General features: G+C 70.0%; 15 protein-coding genes. 7 read left to right on the top strand and 8 right to left on the bottom strand.

Annotation, left to right across the window (positions count from 1 at the left end; genetic code table 11):
- Positions 1–13 precede the first annotated feature (13 nt).
- The 3 genes from radA to G447_RS0105995 all read right to left on the bottom strand — a co-directional run bounded on the left by radA (position 14) and on the right by G447_RS0105995 (position 3,649).
- Positions 14–1,387, bottom strand: coding sequence for a DNA repair protein RadA (radA, locus tag G447_RS0106005; RefSeq protein ID WP_026430404.1), 1,374 nt, complete (start codon positions 1,385–1,387; stop codon positions 14–16).
- Positions 1,388–1,461: 74 nt separating this feature from the next.
- Positions 1,462–2,142, bottom strand: a complete 681-nt coding sequence (locus tag G447_RS0106000; protein WP_005869968.1) for a potassium channel family protein — start codon at positions 2,140–2,142, stop codon at positions 1,462–1,464.
- 52 nt (positions 2,143–2,194) lie between these two features.
- Positions 2,195–3,649, bottom strand: coding sequence for a TrkH family potassium uptake protein (locus tag G447_RS0105995; protein ID WP_026430403.1), 1,455 nt, complete (start codon positions 3,647–3,649; stop codon positions 2,195–2,197).
- A 236-nt stretch (positions 3,650–3,885) separates the two neighbouring features.
- On the opposite strand from G447_RS0105995, the gene G447_RS0105990 reads away from it, so the two are divergent.
- From G447_RS0105990 to G447_RS0105980, 3 genes are all read left to right on the top strand, one after another.
- A complete protein-coding gene (locus G447_RS0105990; protein WP_005869960.1) occupies positions 3,886–4,104 on the top strand; it encodes a helix-turn-helix domain-containing protein in 219 nt (72 codons plus the stop codon).
- A gap of 92 nt (positions 4,105–4,196) precedes the next feature.
- A complete protein-coding gene (locus G447_RS12025) occupies positions 4,197–4,295 on the top strand; it encodes a 30S ribosomal protein bS22 (protein WP_003792170.1) in 99 nt (32 codons plus the stop codon).
- Positions 4,296–4,382: 87 nt separating this feature from the next.
- Positions 4,383–5,030 (top strand): histidine phosphatase family protein, encoded by a 648-nt coding sequence (locus G447_RS0105980; RefSeq protein WP_005870000.1) that lies wholly within the window; start codon positions 4,383–4,385, stop codon positions 5,028–5,030.
- Positions 5,031–5,212: 182 nt separating this feature from the next.
- Here G447_RS0105980 and G447_RS0105975 read toward each other — a convergent pair whose 3' ends face one another.
- Positions 5,213–5,569 (bottom strand): hypothetical protein, encoded by a 357-nt coding sequence (locus G447_RS0105975; protein ID WP_005869977.1) that lies wholly within the window; start codon positions 5,567–5,569, stop codon positions 5,213–5,215.
- A 332-nt stretch (positions 5,570–5,901) separates the two neighbouring features.
- Positions 5,902–6,804 (bottom strand): ribokinase, encoded by a 903-nt coding sequence (locus G447_RS0105970; protein WP_026430402.1) that lies wholly within the window; start codon positions 6,802–6,804, stop codon positions 5,902–5,904.
- A 339-nt stretch (positions 6,805–7,143) separates the two neighbouring features.
- On the opposite strand from G447_RS0105970, the gene G447_RS0105965 reads away from it, so the two are divergent.
- The gene (locus G447_RS0105965; RefSeq protein ID WP_005869981.1) at positions 7,144–8,091 is read left to right on the top strand and encodes a nucleoside hydrolase; all 948 of its coding nucleotides are present in this window, start codon (positions 7,144–7,146) and stop codon (positions 8,089–8,091) included.
- Between the two features lie 117 nt (positions 8,092–8,208).
- Positions 8,209–9,543, top strand: coding sequence for an MFS transporter (locus G447_RS0105960; protein ID WP_026430401.1), 1,335 nt, complete (start codon positions 8,209–8,211; stop codon positions 9,541–9,543).
- A gap of 16 nt (positions 9,544–9,559) precedes the next feature.
- Here the strand turns inward: G447_RS0105960 and G447_RS0105955 are convergent, their stop codons facing one another.
- Together G447_RS0105955 and G447_RS0105950 are read right to left on the bottom strand one after the other, a co-directional pair.
- Positions 9,560–10,456, bottom strand: coding sequence for a 1,4-dihydroxy-2-naphthoate polyprenyltransferase (locus G447_RS0105955; protein ID WP_026430400.1), 897 nt, complete (start codon positions 10,454–10,456; stop codon positions 9,560–9,562).
- A gap of 106 nt (positions 10,457–10,562) precedes the next feature.
- On the bottom strand, positions 10,563–11,882 hold the full coding sequence (locus G447_RS0105950; RefSeq protein WP_026430399.1) for an AMP-binding protein: 1,320 nt from the start codon (positions 11,880–11,882) through the stop codon (positions 10,563–10,565).
- 288 nt (positions 11,883–12,170) lie between these two features.
- Between G447_RS0105950 and G447_RS0105945 the strand changes: the two genes are divergently transcribed.
- Both G447_RS0105945 and G447_RS12375 read left to right on the top strand, forming a co-directional pair.
- Positions 12,171–13,613, top strand: a complete 1,443-nt coding sequence (locus G447_RS0105945) for a L,D-transpeptidase family protein (RefSeq protein WP_026430398.1) — start codon at positions 12,171–12,173, stop codon at positions 13,611–13,613.
- A gap of 1,800 nt (positions 13,614–15,413) precedes the next feature.
- Positions 15,414–15,917: an excalibur calcium-binding domain-containing protein gene (locus G447_RS12375; protein ID WP_165577596.1), complete on the top strand. Its 504-nt coding sequence runs from the start codon at positions 15,414–15,416 to the stop codon at positions 15,915–15,917.
- A 200-nt stretch (positions 15,918–16,117) separates the two neighbouring features.
- Here G447_RS12375 and G447_RS0105935 read toward each other — a convergent pair whose 3' ends face one another.
- Entirely contained in the window at positions 16,118–17,098 is a 981-nt protein-coding gene (locus G447_RS0105935) for a 1,4-dihydroxy-2-naphthoyl-CoA synthase (RefSeq protein ID WP_034476523.1), read from the bottom strand.
- Positions 17,099–17,192 lie beyond the last annotated feature (94 nt).

Below are 17,192 nucleotides of genomic sequence, written 5' to 3'. Positions count from 1 at the left end.
GTTGATCCCCCCATTATTGCCGAGTCGGCTCGAAAGCCACGCGGATCGCCGCCGCCAGGTCGGAAATCGTGTAAACCGTTATCCCGGAAGGGGCGTGGAGCTCCTCGGCGCCCTGCGCGGGCACCAGGGCGGAGGCGAACCCCAGTCGCGCGGCCTCCTGCAGGCGCCTGGGCAGCCCGGTGCACGCCCTCACCTCGCCGGTGAGGCTGATCTCGCCCACCGCCACCATCTGGGAGCGCGGGGGCACCCCCTTGAGGCTGGACACGATCGCCACGGCCATCGCCAAATCGATGGCGGGCTCCGTGGTCCTGGCTCCTCCCACCGTCGACACGTACACGTCGGCCCCCGAGCAGTCCGCCCCCAGGCGCGCCTGCAGGACCGCCAGCAGCATGGCGACGCGCGCGTGGTCCACGCCCGAGGTCGTGCGCCTGGGGGAGCCGGCCCCGGTGGGGGCCACGAGGGCCTGGACCTCCGTGGGCATCGGGCGCCGCCCCTCCAGGGACACCGTCGCGCACGTGCCGGGCACGTCCATGCCCGTGCGCGACAGGAACAGGCCCGATGGGTCGGCCAGCCCCCGCACCCCAGAATCCGTGAGCTCGAAGCACCCGACCTCGTCCGTCGGGCCGTAGCGGTTCTTCACGGCGCGCAGCAGCCGCAGCCGCGAGTGCCTGTCCCCCTCGAACTGGCAGACGACGTCGACCAGGTGCTCGAGGACCCTGGGCCCCGCGATGCCCCCGTCCTTGGTCACGTGCCCGACCAGCAGGACCGGCAGGTTGCGGTCCTTCGCGACGCGGATCAACGACGCGGCGACTGCCCGCACCTGCGCGACGCCGCCCGCGCCGCCCTCCACCTGGGAGCTGGAGACGGTCTGGATGGAGTCCACGACCAGCAGGGCGGGGTCCACCGCCTCGATGTGCCCGAGCAGTGCCCCCAGGTCCGATTCGTCGGCGATGAGCAGGCGCTGGTCGATCGCCCCGATCCTTTCGGCGCGGCCCTTCACCTGCGAGGCGGACTCCTCGCCGGTCGCGTAGAGGACGCCCCCGCCACCCTCCAGGCTGCGGGCGGCTTTCGCGGCGATGTCGAGCAGCAGCGTCGATTTGCCGACCCCGGGCTCCCCGGCGAGCAGGATCACCGCGCCGGGGACGATCCCTCCGCCCAGCACGCGGTCCAACTCGCCCACCCCGGTGGGCCGCTTCGAGGCGCGCTCCCCGTCCACCTCGCCGATGGGCACGGCGCGCCTGCGCGGGGCGACCGCGCGGGCCATGGGGGACGCCGCCCCCGCCTCCTCGACCGTGCCCCAGGCGAGGCACTCGCGGCACTGCCCCACCCACTTCGGGGAGGACCACCCGCACTCCGAGCATCTGTAGGAAACCCTGTCTTTCGGCATGCCACAACCGTAAACGCCCCCGTGCGCATCTGCCGCCCCGCTCCGCCCGCGGGTCCGCGCTGTCCGGGGACCGCTCAGGGGCGGTTCGCGAAGTACTCGAGCAGGTGCGCGTCCCCCGACACGATGATCTCGTCCTCGGGGTTGACGCGGGTCAGGGAATCGGCGTACTCGAAGCGGTGCTTGGGGCGGCGCACTGCGAGCACGTTCACGCCGTAGCGGCCCCGCAGATCCAGCTCCTCCAGGGTGAAGCCGTGGATCTCCTTGGGCGGCCGGAGCTTCATGATGGCGAATCCGTCGGTCTCCAACTCGATGTAGTCGACCATGCGCCCGCCCACCAGGTGGGCGGTGCGCTTGCCCGCGTCCAGGTCCGGGTAGACGACGTGGTGCGCGCCCACCCTGCGCAGGATCCGCCCGTGCTGGGAGGAGGTGGCCTTCACCCAGATCGAGGAGATGCCCAGGTCCACCAGGTTCGCGGTGATGAGCACGGCGGCCTCCAACGAGGAGCCGACTCCCACGACGGCGCTGCGGAACTCCCGGGCGCCCAGCTGCTCCAGGGCCTCCTTCGATGTCGCGTCCGCCTCGACCAGGGGGAAGCGCCCGGCGAACGCCTGGACCCTCGAAGGGTTCTTCTCCACCGCCAGGATCTCGTAGCCCAGCTTGTCCTGGGTGACGGCGACCGCCGCCCCGAAGCGCCCCAATCCGATGACGAGGGTTCCGGACGCCAGGTTGTTCGCGTCGCGTTCTTCACTAGCCATGGGGGTATTGTCGCACTTCCCGCCTTCCCACGGGGGCCGCCGCCACGAGGGGCTACCCGATGATGGGCTGTTCCTTGGGCATGCGTATCACCCGGGATCTCTCCCGCAGCGCCAGGGCGGCGGCCACGGTCATCGACCCGGTGCGGCCGGCGAACATCAGTACGATGAGCACGTATTTCGCGGTGGTCGGCAGGTCGGGGGTGACGCCAGTGGACAGCCCCACCGTCGCGAAAGCGGACACCGTCTCGAAGAGGATCGTGTCCAGCGAGTAGGGGGTGAGGGAGAGCAGGAGCACCACGGACGCCGCGACCATCGCCAGGCCCATCAGGGAGACGGCGACCGCCAGGCGGACAGCGGATGCGGGGACGCGCCTGCCGTAGGTCTCGATGTCCCGGTCGCCCCTGGCCTCAGCGACGACCGCCAGCACCAGGATCGCGAAGGTCGTCACTTTCACGCCGCCCGCGGTCGAGGCGGAGCCCCCGCCGATCATCATGAGGATGTCCTGGACGAAGTGGGACTGCGGGTGCAGGGAGCCCGCGTCTATGGCGCTCAGCCCCGACGAACGGGCGTTGAAGCCCGCCAGGAGCGAGTTGAGGATCTTCGACGAGGAGTCGATGCCACCCAGGGTCGCGGGGTTGTGCCACTCGATGAGCGCCATGAACAGGGTTCCCGCGAACGCGAGGATCAGGTAGGTCGAGAGCGTGAGCTTCGTGTGCAGCGTCCACTTGCGGGGGGTGCGCCACCGCTTCGCGATGTCCATGATCACGGGGAAGCCGAGTGCCCCGACGAAGGTCCCCAGGATGATCGGGACGAGCATCCACCAGTCCGAGACGTGCGGGGCCAGGCCGTTGGGCAGGATGATGAAACCAGCGTTGTTGAACACGGAGATCGCCATGAACACCGCCTGCCATATCGCCGTCCCCGGCTCCGCGCCCATAGCGAGGAAACGGGGGAAGAACACCGCGGCGAGCAGCAGCTCCATCGTGAGTGAGGTGAAAATCACAGCTTTGAGGAGGGTGGAGATCTGCCCCATCGATTCGGTCTTCGTCTCCTGTGTGGCCAGCATCCGCTGGGTGAGGCCGAGATGGCGGGACACCGCGAACCCCAGGATCGAGGCGAGGGTCATCACGCCCAGGCCGCCCACCACGATGCCGAGGGCGATCACGGCCTGGCCGAAGCCTGACCAATAGGTAGCTGTGTCAACGGTCGTCAGCCCGGTGACGCAGACGGCGGACACCGCGGTGAAGAGGGTGTCCACGAAGGGGGCCTCCTTATCGGAGGCCGAGGCGAATGGAAGGGAGAGCAGGGCCGTGGTGATCGCGATGATCGAGGCGAAGGTCCCCAGTGCCAGGCGCGAGGGCGCGTAGCGCGCCTGGCGCGACAGCCACACCCGCACCCGCGTCCACGGCGTCGTGGGGACCTGTGGATGTGGCGTGTGGGACGATCCGGGCGCGGGTTTGACGACGGGGGAGGGCGGGGTGGCGATCTCGTCGGGATTCGGGAGCACTGGTTTTCGGCGTGGCTTCAGGAATAAGTGGGGGCGTGCGGAGGGATGCAGAGGATCCGTGGACGACGATGCGCGCGGGCGCGGGGGCACTGTTCCTCCTCCGGTGATAGTGGTGCTGAAGGTGATTGTGTGAAAGGACTTGCGGTTTCCATGCGGTTAGGCAGTAGTATATTCGGGAGGCCACGCAAGCTACGAACACTGGGTTCTGGGCGCCTCATGGACACTGGGAGTCGTCGATGGTTCAGCCTTCCGCGCCGCGTTTCATGACTGTCACCGAAGTGGCGGATATCATGCGCGTTTCGAAGATGACTGTGTACCGCCTGATCCACAGTGGCGAGATGCCCGCGATCCGTGTCGGGAAGAGCTTCCGCGTGCCGGAGGCCGCCGTTTCGCAGATGATCCATTCGGGGCTGACGGATCGTGGTGACGAGCAGAACCGCGCGATCGGCGGTTAGGCGGCTAGTATTAGACCGGCGTGCCCACCGGGCACCAGACTTCCACAGCGGTAGTACCTCTGCCGCGCACCGATCAGCGAGGGAGGAACCCCATGGGCTCCGTCATCAAGAAGCGCCGCAAGCGCATGGCGAAGAAGAAGCACCGCAAGCTGCTGCGCAAGACGCGTCACCAGCGCCGCAACAAGAAGTGAGCGCTCAGGGGTCCGGCGAATGCCGGGCCCCTTTCGACTCCCCAGCGCCTTCGCGGCGCGAGTGCGTGGTATGGCACACTTATCGGCATGGATACGACTATCGTTCACGTCATGCGCCACGGAGAGGTGGACAACCCCCACGGGGTCCTGTACGGCCGCCTGCCCGGATTCGGGCTGACCGGCTGCGGGCAGGCGATGGCGGAGCGCGTCGCGCGGACCCTGGTCGGGCGCGGGGCGGATATCACCCACGTCGTCGCCTCCCCTCTGCTGCGGGCCCAGATGACTGCGGCTCCAACCGCGGCCGCCTACGGCCTTCCGGTCGAATCGGATCCGCGGCTCATCGAGTCCGCGAACGTGTTCGAGGGCCTTCCGCTGGGGTCGAATCCGGCCGTCCTGGCGCGCCCCGCGTACTTCAAGTACTTCGTGAACCCGTTGCGCCCGTCGTGGGGGGAGCCCTACGCCGATATCGCGTCCCGCATGAGCGCGGCCCTGTCCGCCGCCCTGCGCTCGGCGCGCGGGCACGAGGCGCTGGTCGTCTCGCACCAGAACCCCATTGAGACGCTGACCCGGTTCGTGCGCGGCAAGACGCTCGCCCACCCGCCCAAGTCGCGTAATTTCGCGCTCGCGTCGCTGACCTCGTTCGTGTTCTCGGGGGCGACGCTGGTGGGCGTGTGCTACGAGGAGCCCGCTGCGGACCTCGTGGCGGAGGCGAAGGACCTCAGCTACCGGCGGTGATCGCAGGGCCGGCCCTCCCGGTGGGGGCGGCCCTGCAATCCGTTCCGCTTCCCGCTCCCGGCCGGCTCTGGGGCCGTCAGGGTACTCCTTGCCCACCGCTCCGGCGCCCGGCATCGCGCCGCAGTGGGGCCGTCGGGGTGCTCCTTGCCCGCCGCTCCGGCGCCGCGCTACCGGGAGCGCGATCAGTCGCCGGGCTCGGCCGGCCCCTCCTCCTCGTTGCGGCGCTGCTGCTCCTGACGGCGCTTGCGCTGGATGTCGCGCTCGAGGCGGAAGAGGAACTCGGGGTCGTCGTCGGGGGCGACGGGGCCCTTGGGTCCGGGCGGCGGCCGGTGCCCCCGGGCCTCGGCGCGGTTCACCCACCGCAGCACCAGCCACACGATCGCTCCGACGGCGAACAGCATCGTGGTGAAAACGATGATGACGAGCCACATCGGCTTGGGGATGCGGCCCGGCATTTCGTCTTCGGGCGCGCGCGACCAGTCGGCGACCGCGTAGATGGTGACCGCGATCCAGGCGACGACGAGGAGGACTCTGGGCATGGTTGAAGTCTACGGGGCCCGGGCACCCGGCGCCGCGCGGGTCTGTAACGGGATCGGAGCGCCCGGGGCCGAACGGGCGCTCAAGAATCCGGCGTCCCGGGCCCCGCCTCCGCACCACGGCGGCCCGGGCGCGCTCCCCACCGGGTTACGCACACAAGGACCCCGATTTAAGAAACACGCACCGCACACAAGGGCGGAATCAGGCCCTTGCGTGCGGTGCAGTGTTGCCTAATTCCCTCCCTTGTGTGCGACACGGGAAAGGGACGGATCCGGTGGCGAGAACGGCGGCTCCGTGCCCCCGCCCCCGCAAACACCGGCGAACCCTCCTGCGCCTAGGCGATGGGCTCAATGCCCGCGTAGGAGGGCGCGGCCCCTTTCGCCCGGACGGCGGCCCCGCCCGCTCGCATCCCCCAGCCGACCGAGTCCTCGAAGGAGTGCCCCGCCGCCAGTGCCGCCGCCAGGCAGCCGACGGTGGCGTCCCCGGCCCCAGTCGTGTCGACCACAGGGCCGTCGCCCACGGCGTCGAGGTGGGCGGATCCGGTGCGCGAGGCGTAGGCCGCGCCGGCGCCCCCGAGGGTGACGAGGACCTCGGGGATCCCCAGGGCCCTGAGGTCCTCGGCGGCGCGCACCGCCTCTGCGGGTGAGGCGGGCGCGGGGCGCCCCAGGACCAGCCCGGCCTCGCTCTCGTTGACGACGAGCACGTCGACGGAGGCCAGCACGTCCGGGTCGATGGCGTACACGGGCGCGAGGTTGAGGACGACGCGGGCTCCGCCCCGGTGCGCCCAGGGGATCAGGGCGGCGTTCGTCGCAGGGGGGATCTCGCCTTGGAGGACGACCACGTCGGTGCGCTCCAAATCGACCGCCTCGCGCGCCTGCTCGGCGCCGACCCGCCCGTTGGCCCCGGCGTCGAGGATGATCGTGTTCTGGCCGGTGGGCGCCTCAACGGTGATGAGCGCGGTCCCCGACGGCGTCGGGTCCTCCAGGAGCCAGGTGGTGTCGACTCCGTGGCTCGCGAGCTCGTCGCGGAGCCCCCGGCCCGCCGGATCCGCGCCGACGCGCCCGATGAACAGGGTGCGGGCGCCGCCGTGGGCGGCGGCCGCCGCCTGGTTGGCGCCTTTGCCGCCCAGGGTGTAGGCGACGCCGGAGCCGGACAGGGTCTCCCCGGGTTCCGCGAACCGTTCGACGGTGACGGTGATGTCCTGGTTGATGGATCCGACGACGATGACGCGTCCCATGGTGCTCCCTTCGTTGGGGTGATCGGGTGGCCCAATTGTCGCACGCGCGGGCGGCGGGGCGTGTGCCCCCGCGAGCCGTCGCCGCCTCTGCGCCGTCGGCGGGGCCCGCGCGGGCACTGCCGCTGCCCGAGTCCCCGCGCGTGGTGCGCGGGGCGATGGTGTGGGGGGTGGACGGCGCAAGGCGCGTTCGAGTCCCCGCGCGTGGTGCGCGGGGCGATGGTGTGGGGGTTGGACGGTGCAAGGCGCGTTCGAGTCCCCGCGCGTGGTGCGTGGGGGTCCGGCGGCCCCGAGTCCCCGGCTATGGTGGACGCCTAGGAGCCCCGACGGGAAGGAAACGCCGTGACAGCGAAACTCATCCTCGACTTGGACACGGGCATCGACGACGCCCTGGCCATCGCCTACGCGCTGGGGAGCCCCGAGCTCGAGCTCATCGGCATCACCTGCACCTACGGCAACGTCACGACCGAGCTGGCTGTGCGCAACTCGCTGGCGGTCCTGGCGCTGCTGGGCCGCACTGACATCCCCGTGTTCGCCGGGTCCGCCCACGCCTCGTGCGCCGACTCCTTCGAGCCGTCCCCCCTGGTGCGGCGCATCCACGGCGACAACGGCCTCGGCGGGGTGCGGCTCCCCGATTCGCCGCGCCCGGCGGAGGAGGGCGGGGCCGTGGACTTCATCGTCGAGTCTGCGCGGCGCCACGGCGCGGACCTCGTGTACGTGCCCACGGGATCGTCGACGAACATCGCTGCGGCCTTCGAGGCCGATCCCTCGCTGGCGGACCGGCTTCGCGTTGTGATGATGGGCGGCGCCCTGACCACCCGGGGCAACACGACACCATGGTCTGAAGCGAATATCAGCCAGGACCCGGAGGCCTCCGACGCGCTGCTGCGGCGCGGGCGCGTGACCATGGTGGGCCTGGACGTCACGCACCAGACCCTGCTCACCAAAGCGGCGACCGCGCGGTGGAGGCAGCTGGGCACCGCAGCGGGCACGGCGTTCGCCGACATGACCGACCACTACATCGATTTCGAGGCCAGTGAGATCGGGATCGCGGGCTGCGGGCTGCACGACCCCCTCGCAGTGGCGGTCGCGGCGGACGAGTCGCTGGTGGGGGTCCTCCCCATCAACCTGCGGGTCGACCTCGCCGGGCCGACCAGGGGGCGGACCATCGGCTCCCCCGAGGGCCTGGCGGAGGCCGACAAACGCACGAGGGCCGCCGTCCGGGTCGACGCGGAGCGCTTCCTCGCGGGGTTCATGGACAGGATGGAGCGAGTCCTCGGGGCCCGGTAGGCGAGTGCCGGCCCCGCCAGAACCCCCTTGATCCGCCCCGGACCCTGTGTCCGGTCCCACCCGCGGATCGGCGACCGGCTGTGGCAGCGCCGGAGCGGACTGTGTTTATCATTGCTGATGCGCAATCCCACTTCCGACGACGGCGTTTACGCCACCGGTCCCGCCCGCGTCCTGCTGCCGCTGCTGGGCATCTACATCGCGGGCACGATCACGCTCCAGGGCTTCAACCTGGTCTACCTGCAGGTCGGCGACGCCATCGGCGCGGGCGACTCGGTGGCCCTGATCACCGCAGTCCCCGGGATCGTCCTGGGGGTCGCCTGCTTCCTCTACGGCTCCTTGGGCGACTTCATCCCGCTCCGGCGCATCGTCGACGCCGGGGCGGTCCTCATCGCAGCGGGATCACTGCTGGGCCTGGTGGCCTCGTCGTCGCTGTGGGGGGTGATCGTGGCGCGAGCCCTGCAGATCCTGGGGTGCCAGGCGGCCGCCTCTGTGTACATGATCCTGGCGACGTCCATCACGGATCCGCGCCGCCGCGCCCTCTACGTGGGCCTTATGGCCGCGGCCTTCCAGGGGGCCACCGCTATCGGACTGGTCGTCGGCGGGTGGCTGGCCCGGGTGAACTGGGTCCTCCTCCTGCCCGTCCCCCTGATCGGCCTCGCGTGCGTTCCGGTCATGGGCCGGCGCGTACCCGCCCGGTCGTGCTCGGGCCGCATCGACGTCTTCGGACTCGCGGTGTTCAGCTGCTGCGCCCTGACGCTGACCGTCGCGGCGTCGAACCGGTCGTGGCTGCTCCTGGTGGTGCTGGTCGCCCTCATCGCGGTCTTCTGGGCGTACATCGGCCGGGCGCGCGAGCCCTTCATCACCAGGTCGTTCTTCACCAACACGCGGTGGCTGCGCGCGATCAGCCTGATCCTGCTGCCCTACACCCTGACATTCGCGATCGCCCCCATCGCGGCCAGGATCGGCCAGGACTACTACGGCATGGACGCCTCCGACGTCTCCTTGATGCTGATGCCCGCCTACCTGGTCGCCCTGGCCTCCGCAGTGGCCTCCGCGGCCGTGGTGAACCGCATTGGCCGGGGGGCGGCCGTTCGGCTGAGCGTCGCTGTGATCGGCGCGGGCGCGGTGCTCATGGCCGTCCGCATGGACGCGGGGACGTGGGTGCTCATCGTGTCGATGACGATGGTCTACGCCGGGTACGGCATGCTGTTCAGCCCCGTGTACAGCACTGTTCTGGCCACGGTGGCGCCCGGGCAGACGGGGCGCGGCGTGGCGATGAACGACTTGGCGATGCAGGGGACGTCCGCAGTGGGGATCGGCATAGCCACGCCCTGGATCGCCAGTGGGAGCGTGGCCGGGGTCCTACTTGCGTACGCGGTCATCGCTGCCCTCGTCGTGGGGATCGATTGGTGGCACGAGGCGGGCGAGGCCCGCCTGGAAGGGGCGCGCTGACCCGGGGGCGGACGGATCAGCGCGCGCCCAGCAGGGCGATCGCGGCCAACAGGGCCCAACTCAGCGTGTAGAGGCCGGTATTTCGCAGGACCGGTATGAGAGCCCGGCCCGCCGCTCCGGCGGCGACGGGGACGACCACCAGGAAGGACCAGGCGCAGCAGGCGGCGACGAGGGCGGCGGTCGAGTACCACGCCAGTCCCAGCCCGGCGGACAGGGCGCCCATCGCCGGGACGGGGGCCATGGCGCACACCGCGTAGACCCAGCGCGATGCCGGGTCGCCCAGGCGGACGGCGAGGGTGCGCTTGCCGCTGGCGCGGTCGGTGGGGATGTCCCGGATGTTGTTGGCCATCAGGAGCGCGATGGAGAGCAAACCGAGGGCGCTGGCGCTCGTCCACAGCCACCAGGGTGCGCTGGCCGCCTGCGTCCAGGCGGTGCCCACGCAGGCGGTCAGCCCGAAGAAGACGAAGACCATCGACTCCGACAGTCCGATCCCCATGTACGCGTAGGGGCGCGGGCCCCCCGTGTAGAACCACGCGGCCGCGACGGCGGCGCAGCCGACCCCCAGTAGGGGCCACGTGCCGGAGAGCGTCACCAGGGCCACTCCGGCGGCGCCCGCGACCGCGAAGCACCCCAGCGCGGCCATGAGCACGGTCCGGGGCCGGGCCAGGCCCCCTCCGGTCAGGCGCGCGGGACCCTGGCGGTCGTCGTCGGTGCCCCGGATGCCGTCGGAGTAGTCGTTGGCGTAGTTGACGCCCACTTGCAGCGCCAGGGCCACGACGAGCGCCAGGAGGGCCCGCAGGGGCTCACGGGCGCCCAGGTGCCATGCTGCCGCTGTCCCCACGATGACGGGTGCCGCTGCTGCGGGCAGTGTGCGCACGCGCGCGCCTTCGACCCAATCGTGAACGGTTGCCATGCGCGCCAGTGTAGTGGAGGGGCGCGGCGGTGCCCGTCCCCCCCGTTACCTGCGCCTGAAGGCGATGGTTACGCCCGCCCCGGCAGCGCGGCGGTGGCCGCCCCCGTTACCTGCGCCAGTCGCGGTCGGTGCCCGCCAGCGACGAGGCGAGGGAGGCGGCGGCGGCCCGGTCCACCTTGTCGAAGCCCAGGTAGGGCAGGGAATCGACGGCGACGACGCGGCGCGGGGCCTGCATGCGCCCGAGGGTGGAGGCGACGTGGTCGCGGATGCGCTGTCCCAGGCTCGCCATCGCGGTGGCGTCGATGGGGGCCTCGCGCGGCACGATGAGCGCGGTGACGACCTGCCCCCACTTGGTGTCGTCGGTGGGCATGATCCACGCGTCGGACGCCTCGTCGAGCTGCCTGATGCACCTGCGGATGGGCGCGGGCGCGATGGAGAGGCCGCCGGAGACGATGACGTCGTCTGCCCGTCCGCGCACCTCGACCAGTCCGGAGGCGAGGATGATCCCGATGTCGGCGGTGATGAGCCAGCGGTGGCCGCACTCCTCGAAGAAGGGCTGGTCGCCGGTGAGGTAGCGCGTCATCAGGGTGTCGCCTGCGATGGCGAGGCGCATGTGGATGCCCTGGTCGATGGCGCGCACGGTCGTGCCCGGCAGGGGGACGCCGTCGTAGACGCAGCCGCCGCAGGTCTCGGTCATGCCGTAGCTGGTGACGACGGGCAGGCCCATGCCCTTGGCGCGTTCGAGCAGCAGGTGGTTCGTGGCGGCGCCGCCGACGAGGATCGCGGATAGCCCCCTCAGGGCGGAGACGACCTCGTCCCCGGCGTCCAGGCACGCGGAGAGCTGAGTGGGCACGACCGACAGGTAGCCGGGGGCCCCGTCCCGGGTGGCGCCTTCGACAGCGGGCAGCAGGTCGCGGGGGTCGAAGCCGTTGGTGCAGTCGACGATCTGGGGGTCGGTGCCCGCGACCGCCGCGCGCACCAGCACCATCGCGCCCGCTATGTGGTGGGTGGGCAGTGCCAGGATCCACCTGCCGGGGCCGGACAGCGCGGCCTCGGTGGCCTTGGCGGAGGCGACCAGGGCGTCGGTGGAGATGCCGACCAAGCGGGGGTTTCCGGCGCTGGAGCCCGAGGTGGGGATTACCAGGTCGATGCCGTCGAAGAACCCGGGGTCGTCCACGTGCGCGGCGACATCGGGGTACTCGTCGGCGGGGAACGCCTCGGACGGCTGCAATGCGGTGCCGCGCAGGGTAGAGGGCGGGACTTGGTCGGGATCGCGCAGGACGACGATGGTGCGGGGGGCCGGATGGGACGGGTCCGCTTGGCGCGCCTCGTGGAGTTCGATCAGTTTGTGCAGGGACGCGTTCGCCAGGGCGGCGGCTCCGGCGCCGGTGCCGCCGGGCACGACGAGCACTCGTGGCGTTGCCATTGTGAACCTCCCGAACGAGAGCTGACTGGTGGGCCCGAATCAATCATAAGCTGCGCAAACGCCCCTCCGCTGCCCAAGGGCGGGCGTCCCTGGTCACGTGCGTGTGGCGAACCTTGCAAACGGTGGTCGCCGGTGCCGCACCGGGGTCAGTGGCGCCCTCCAATGCCCTCCGGCCTGGGGGAGCGGCCCCCTGTGGGCCCAGGCGGGCGCCCGGTGTGCGCGGAACCGCAATTGAAATTTCTACATCCACTACCCGGGCGCAGGGCTGGGGCGCTAGTATTGCCCGTGATGCTTGGAAAACTGTCTGCTCGGAACAAGTGGGCGATCGGATCCCTCGTGGCCGTCGTCCTCGTTGCTGCTGCCGCGTGCGTCGTCTACGCGGCCAACTACTCCTCCCGCGCGCTGCCCCACACGTCGGTGGCGGGGACCTCCGTCGCCGGCATGACCCGGGCGGAGGTGGCCGACCTCGTGCGATCGCGCGCCGACGCCGCGATGGTGACCATCACTGTCGAGGGGCAGGCGACCACGGCCCCGCTCACCGACGCGGGCGTGAGCGTCGACGCCGAGGCGACCGCCAAGGCGGCCGTCCCCGACTCCACGTCCTTCATGACGAAGCTCAGAGCCCTTTTCGCCTCCACCGACATCGCCCCCGTCACCACGACCAGCGACGACTCGGTGGCCGAGCTGACCGCGAAGGTCAACTCCACGCTCACGACGGAGATGAAGAACGCCCAGGTGGGCGCCTCCTCGGACGGCACGGGCTTCACGGTCGTCCCGGACCAGAAGGGCAACGGCGTGGACACGGACGAGGTGAGGGCCGCTGTCCTGTCCGCCGCTGCCTCGCTGTCGTCGAACAGCACTGACGTGTCGTCCAAGCAGATGGACCCGGTGGTCACGACCGCCGACGCCCAGCGCGCCGCCGACGAGGCGAGCGCCCTGATCGCGCAGGACGTGGCCATCGACGACGGGATCGACACCTACCGGGCGACCCAGGAGGACAAGGTCAAGTGGGTCGAGTTCCTCACGAAGAGCGATGGATCCCTGGAGGCCCCCTCCCTGGACAAGGTGAAGGTGGCCGACTGGGTGAACAAGACCGCCCAGGAATCCGACGTGGCGCCTGTCAACGGCGTCAACAACGTGGATTCGGAGGGCAAGGTCCTCACAGTCGCCCGCGAGGGCAAGTCCGGCCTTAAGACCAACAACACCGAGCAGATCATCAAGGACCTGATGGCCTCGCTCTCCGACGGCAAGGATTACTCGGGCACTTTCCACTACGACGACGTCGCCCCCTCGTGGGACACGAAGCAGGTCGCGGAGGGCACGGAGAACCTGGTCTACAAGGCGGCCGAGGGCGAGAAGTGGGTCGATATCGACCTGAGCGCGAACACGGTTACCGCCTATGAGGGCGGCAAGGTCGCGGGCGGGCCCTTCTACATGGTGCCCGGCGCCCCCGGCACCCCCACGGTCACGGGGACCTTCCACGTCTACCTCAAATACGAGACCCAGACGATGCGCGGCGAGAACGCCGACGGCTCGAAGTACGAGACAGAGGGCGTCCCGTGGGTCACCTACTTCACGGGCTCCTACGCGATGCACGGGGCGCCCTGGCGGTCCTCCTTCGGGTGGAGCGGCTACGGCGGCTCGCACGGCTGCGTGAACATGCCCGTGGACGCCGCGAAGTTCATCTACGACTGGGCGGACATGGGTTCGACCGTCGTCGTCCACTACTGACCGCTCCGGGCGCGCGGCGCGCCGGTAGCACACGAGGCCGGGGTCCCATCGGGGCCCGGTCCTCTTATGCCCGTGGTCGCGTATCCCGTCCCACCGGCCCGGGCTGCGCGATAGGGGTCCTGGTTCTCCTATGCCCATGGCGTGGCCCCGTGGGGATGGGCCGTGTTCCACGGGGGCGTGCGGCGGGACGACCCGGAGGCATGCTCGTGGTCGCGTGTTTCCGTGACTTTTTCGGGACGAGGGGGTGGCTGTCGAGTCCGGAGCTGGAGCGCTGCGTGGAGCGCTTCGAGGCACATCTTGTCGCAGAACCTGGTGGGCCTGGGGGTGTTCCGGGTCATTGATAGGGCGGGTTGGAGTGTATTGGGGCGGGCCTGTGGTCTGGCCGGTACACTGCTCCCGCTGAGTCCGGGGGAAGGGAGGATACGGGTGTTGCGCGTGATGGTCATATCCACCGCTCCCGTCACCTGCTCGGTAAGGTTGGCTTCCGTGTGCGGTGGTGGTGCGCTGCTCGTGGTCCAGTGGTCTGGTGGTCTGGTGGTCTGGTGGTCCAAAATGCGTCTGGGTTTCGCTGTGTTCGGCGGGTTCCGCGCGTGGGTGGTCCGAAATGCGTCTGGGTTTGGTGGTTTTGGCCGGATTCGGGTGGATTCGGTGGGACTCAGACGCTTTTTGGACCACATGCCCGCCAAGCCCCCGTTCCCGCCCGAAACTCAGACGCTTTTTGGACCACTCCCGCCCGCCGCCACCCGGATTCGCAGTGGAGCCCGCAGGAGTCGGGGCGTCGAATGTGCAGCGGGCGGGGCTCCGCATTGGGGTAGGTTACGGTGTATTGGGGCAGGTTATTAACCTGCCCCAGTGGGGGTTGTCCTGCCCCAGTAGGTGGTTTCGTGCCCCGATGCTGTTCGTTGGGTTCGGGAGGGTTCCGTGGTGGGGGTGGCGGCTGGTCGGCTCGCTAATTTGGGTATGGTTTTGGCTTGGTCGCTGGGAATGGGGCCGCTTGTGGTGGCTGTGGGCATGCTGTTGGTGGATTCGGTCAGCTCTCTGCCCTGCCCGGTGCTCCCAGGGAGGGGACTGAGGCGGCGCTGGTCTGCGCCTCGGGCGCCGGAGGGCGCAGTGCTTGTCCGTCAGGATCGGTGTTCCGCAGTGGGAACACCTTGTCGGCGAGTGTTTGAGTCCGGGTGTTGCGCGCTGTGGGCTGTTCTTGCAGCGGTACCGACACGGTGGGCCCCACTTTCACAGCGATGCCTCCGCTTTCACGGGGATACCGCGCTTTGCAAGTGTTATAACACTTGCAAAGCGCGGCATCCCTTTGAAGTCTCAGCTTCACTTGCGAAACAGTCCGAGCGCCCGACCGGGGGGCGAGACTTCCCTATGAAAACGCGACATCACTTGCAAAACGGACCAGGTGCACACCTTCTGGGTACGGGGCTCCTCTGAGAATGTGGCTCCAGTTATAGAACGGCCCGCGCGCCTTCCCGGTCGGCGTGCTTTGCTATACGGGGCTCCGCCAAAGAGCCCGACCGGTCTTGGATCCCCTCCTGCCGTCGTATTCAGGGATTGCCCCGGGCAGGTCGAATTGCGGCGTGCCGTATCGCCCTGGGGCATTCCTTCGGAATCTGTGCGGCCGTGCGCCCCATTACCCTAGGATACTGAACAAGGGTTCGGATGATCGTTCCCTGTTTGGTCTATGTTCCCGAAGGAGGGGTCATGGCGTCCGATTCGAGGAAATGGAAGCGTTGGCTAGCGAGTGCGGTCGGTGTTCTCGCGGTGATGGGCGCGATGGGATCATGTGGTGGGCGGGATGTGCCCACTGTGGTGGGCGCCGAGCTCCCCCAGGCCGTTCAGACCTTGAAGGGTTCGGGGTTCGCAGAAGTCGCGGTCAGCGATGACCAGGGCGCTGCCATCACGGAGCCCCATTACGGTGACGGTTACACCGTCACCGCCCAGGATCCCAGCGGTGCCAAGGCCAGCACTTCGACGGTCGTCAAGATGACCGTCACCCGCACGGTTCCCGTTCCCGCGCCGTCGCCCTCCCCGACCCGGACAACGCGCGCCCCCGCCTCGTCGCCGACTCCCAGTCCGAAGCGCGCGACGTCCACTCCCGAACCGTCGCCGACGCCCAGGGCGACGACTCCCGAGCCGGAGCCGACGGCGCAGGAGCCAGCACCCGCCCAGGCGCCCGCGTCTGTGTACTACGCGAACTGCTCCGAGGCCCGGGCCGCCGGGGCGGCTCCCCTCTACCAGGGCGACCCCGGTTATCGTCCGGGTCTCGACCGGGACAAGGACGGTATCGCCTGTGAGCGGTAACTGGTTGGGCGGTCGCCCGTTCCCTGCGTTCTGTGCGAAGAAAGCGGGAGGCAGTGCGCTCCGTCAGTGCCACTGGCCCGGGGGAGCGTCGGGTAGTGTGTGGCGCCCCGCTGGGGGTGCCACTGGCCCGGGGGAGCGTCGGGTAGTGTGTGGCGCCCCGCCCGGCGACACTCCCGTCGGCCACCTCGCCCAGTGGCCGCTCAGTAGTAGTACGGGTACGGCGACCAGTCGGGGGCCCGGCGCTCCAGGAAGGCGTCGCGGCCCTCCTGGGCCTCGGGCGTCATGTACGCCATGCGCGTCGCTTCGCCCGCGAACAGCTGTTGGCCGGCCAGGCCGTCGTCAGCCAGGTTGAACGCGTACTTCAGCATACGGATGGCCTGCGGCGACTTCGAGGCGATAGTGCGCGCCCACTGCAGGGCCGTCTCCTCCAACTGGGCGTGGGGGACGGCGCGGTTCACCACGCCCCACCGCTCGGCCGTCCTGGCGTCGTAGCGCTCAGCCAGGAAGAAGATCTCGCGCGCCCGCTTGTCCCCGGCCTGCCTCGACAGCAGGGCCGAGCCGTAGCCCGCGTCGAAGGAGCCCACGTTCGCGTCCGTTTGCATGAAGGCCGCGTGCTCCACCGACGCCACCGACAGGTCCGCGACGACGTTGAGCGAGTGCCCCCCGCCCGCCGCCCACCCGGGGACCGCCGCGATGACGGCCTTCGGCATCGAGCGGATGAGGCGCTGCACCTCCAGGATGTGGAGCCGGCCCGCCCTGGCGGGATCCACCTGCTCGCGCCTGCGCCCCGTGTCCGCCGAGGCGTCGGCCCCCTCCACCTCGTAGCAATAGCCATCGCGCCCCCGGATCCTCTGGTCCCCGCCCGAGCAGAAGGAGTACCCGCCGTCCTTGGGGGAGGGGCCGTTGCCCGTGAGGATCACGGCGGCCACGTCCGGGGTGCGCCGTGCGTGGTCGAGCGCCGTGTACAGCTCATCGACCGTCAGCGGCCGGAACGCGTTGCGGATCTGCGGCCGGTCGAAGGCCACCCGCACGACGGGCATGTCGGCGCCCGCCTCGCGCCCGTCCAACTCCACACCCCGCGAGATCCCGCGGTGGTAGGTGATGTCCGTGAAGGAGAAATCCTCGACCGGACGCCACCGTGCCCGGTCAAAAGTGTCTGAAACATAAGGGAGGGCGCTCATGCAACCAGCGTACCCTCTCTGAGACAACCGCTTTCCCGACCGACAGAAAAGCGGGATAATGACATTGCTGTACGGATCCCGCCGCGCTCACCAC

This window comes from Schaalia georgiae DSM 6843 (genome assembly GCF_000429245.1).
Lineage (GTDB): Bacteria > Actinomycetota > Actinomycetes > Actinomycetales > Actinomycetaceae > Pauljensenia > Pauljensenia georgiae.
This window is presented reverse-complemented; position numbering and strand designations above follow the sequence as displayed.

What these genes read in the sequence shown, in the direction of transcription:
- radA (WP_026430404.1), bottom strand. Translation starts at nt 1,387, where the DNA reads ATGCCGAAAGACAGGGTTTCCTACAGATGCTCGGAGTGCGGGTGGTCC.
- G447_RS0106000 (WP_005869968.1), bottom strand. Translation starts at nt 2,142, where the DNA reads ATGGCTAGTGAAGAACGCGACGCGAACAACCTGGCGTCCGGAACCCTC.
- G447_RS0105990 (WP_005869960.1), top strand. Translation starts at nt 3,886, where the DNA reads ATGGTTCAGCCTTCCGCGCCGCGTTTCATGACTGTCACCGAAGTGGCG.
- G447_RS12025 (WP_003792170.1), top strand. Translation starts at nt 4,197, where the DNA reads ATGGGCTCCGTCATCAAGAAGCGCCGCAAGCGCATGGCGAAGAAGAAG.
- G447_RS0105980 (WP_005870000.1), top strand. Translation starts at nt 4,383, where the DNA reads ATGGATACGACTATCGTTCACGTCATGCGCCACGGAGAGGTGGACAAC.
- G447_RS0105975 (WP_005869977.1), bottom strand. Translation starts at nt 5,569, where the DNA reads ATGCCCAGAGTCCTCCTCGTCGTCGCCTGGATCGCGGTCACCATCTAC.
- G447_RS0105970 (WP_026430402.1), bottom strand. Translation starts at nt 6,804, where the DNA reads ATGGGACGCGTCATCGTCGTCGGATCCATCAACCAGGACATCACCGTC.
- G447_RS0105960 (WP_026430401.1), top strand. Translation starts at nt 8,209, where the DNA reads ATGCGCAATCCCACTTCCGACGACGGCGTTTACGCCACCGGTCCCGCC.
- G447_RS0105955 (WP_026430400.1), bottom strand. Translation starts at nt 10,456, where the DNA reads ATGGCAACCGTTCACGATTGGGTCGAAGGCGCGCGCGTGCGCACACTG.
- G447_RS0105950 (WP_026430399.1), bottom strand. Translation starts at nt 11,882, where the DNA reads ATGGCAACGCCACGAGTGCTCGTCGTGCCCGGCGGCACCGGCGCCGGA.
- G447_RS0105945 (WP_026430398.1), top strand. Translation starts at nt 12,171, where the DNA reads ATGCTTGGAAAACTGTCTGCTCGGAACAAGTGGGCGATCGGATCCCTC.
- G447_RS0105935 (WP_034476523.1), bottom strand. Translation starts at nt 17,098, where the DNA reads ATGAGCGCCCTCCCTTATGTTTCAGACACTTTTGACCGGGCACGGTGG.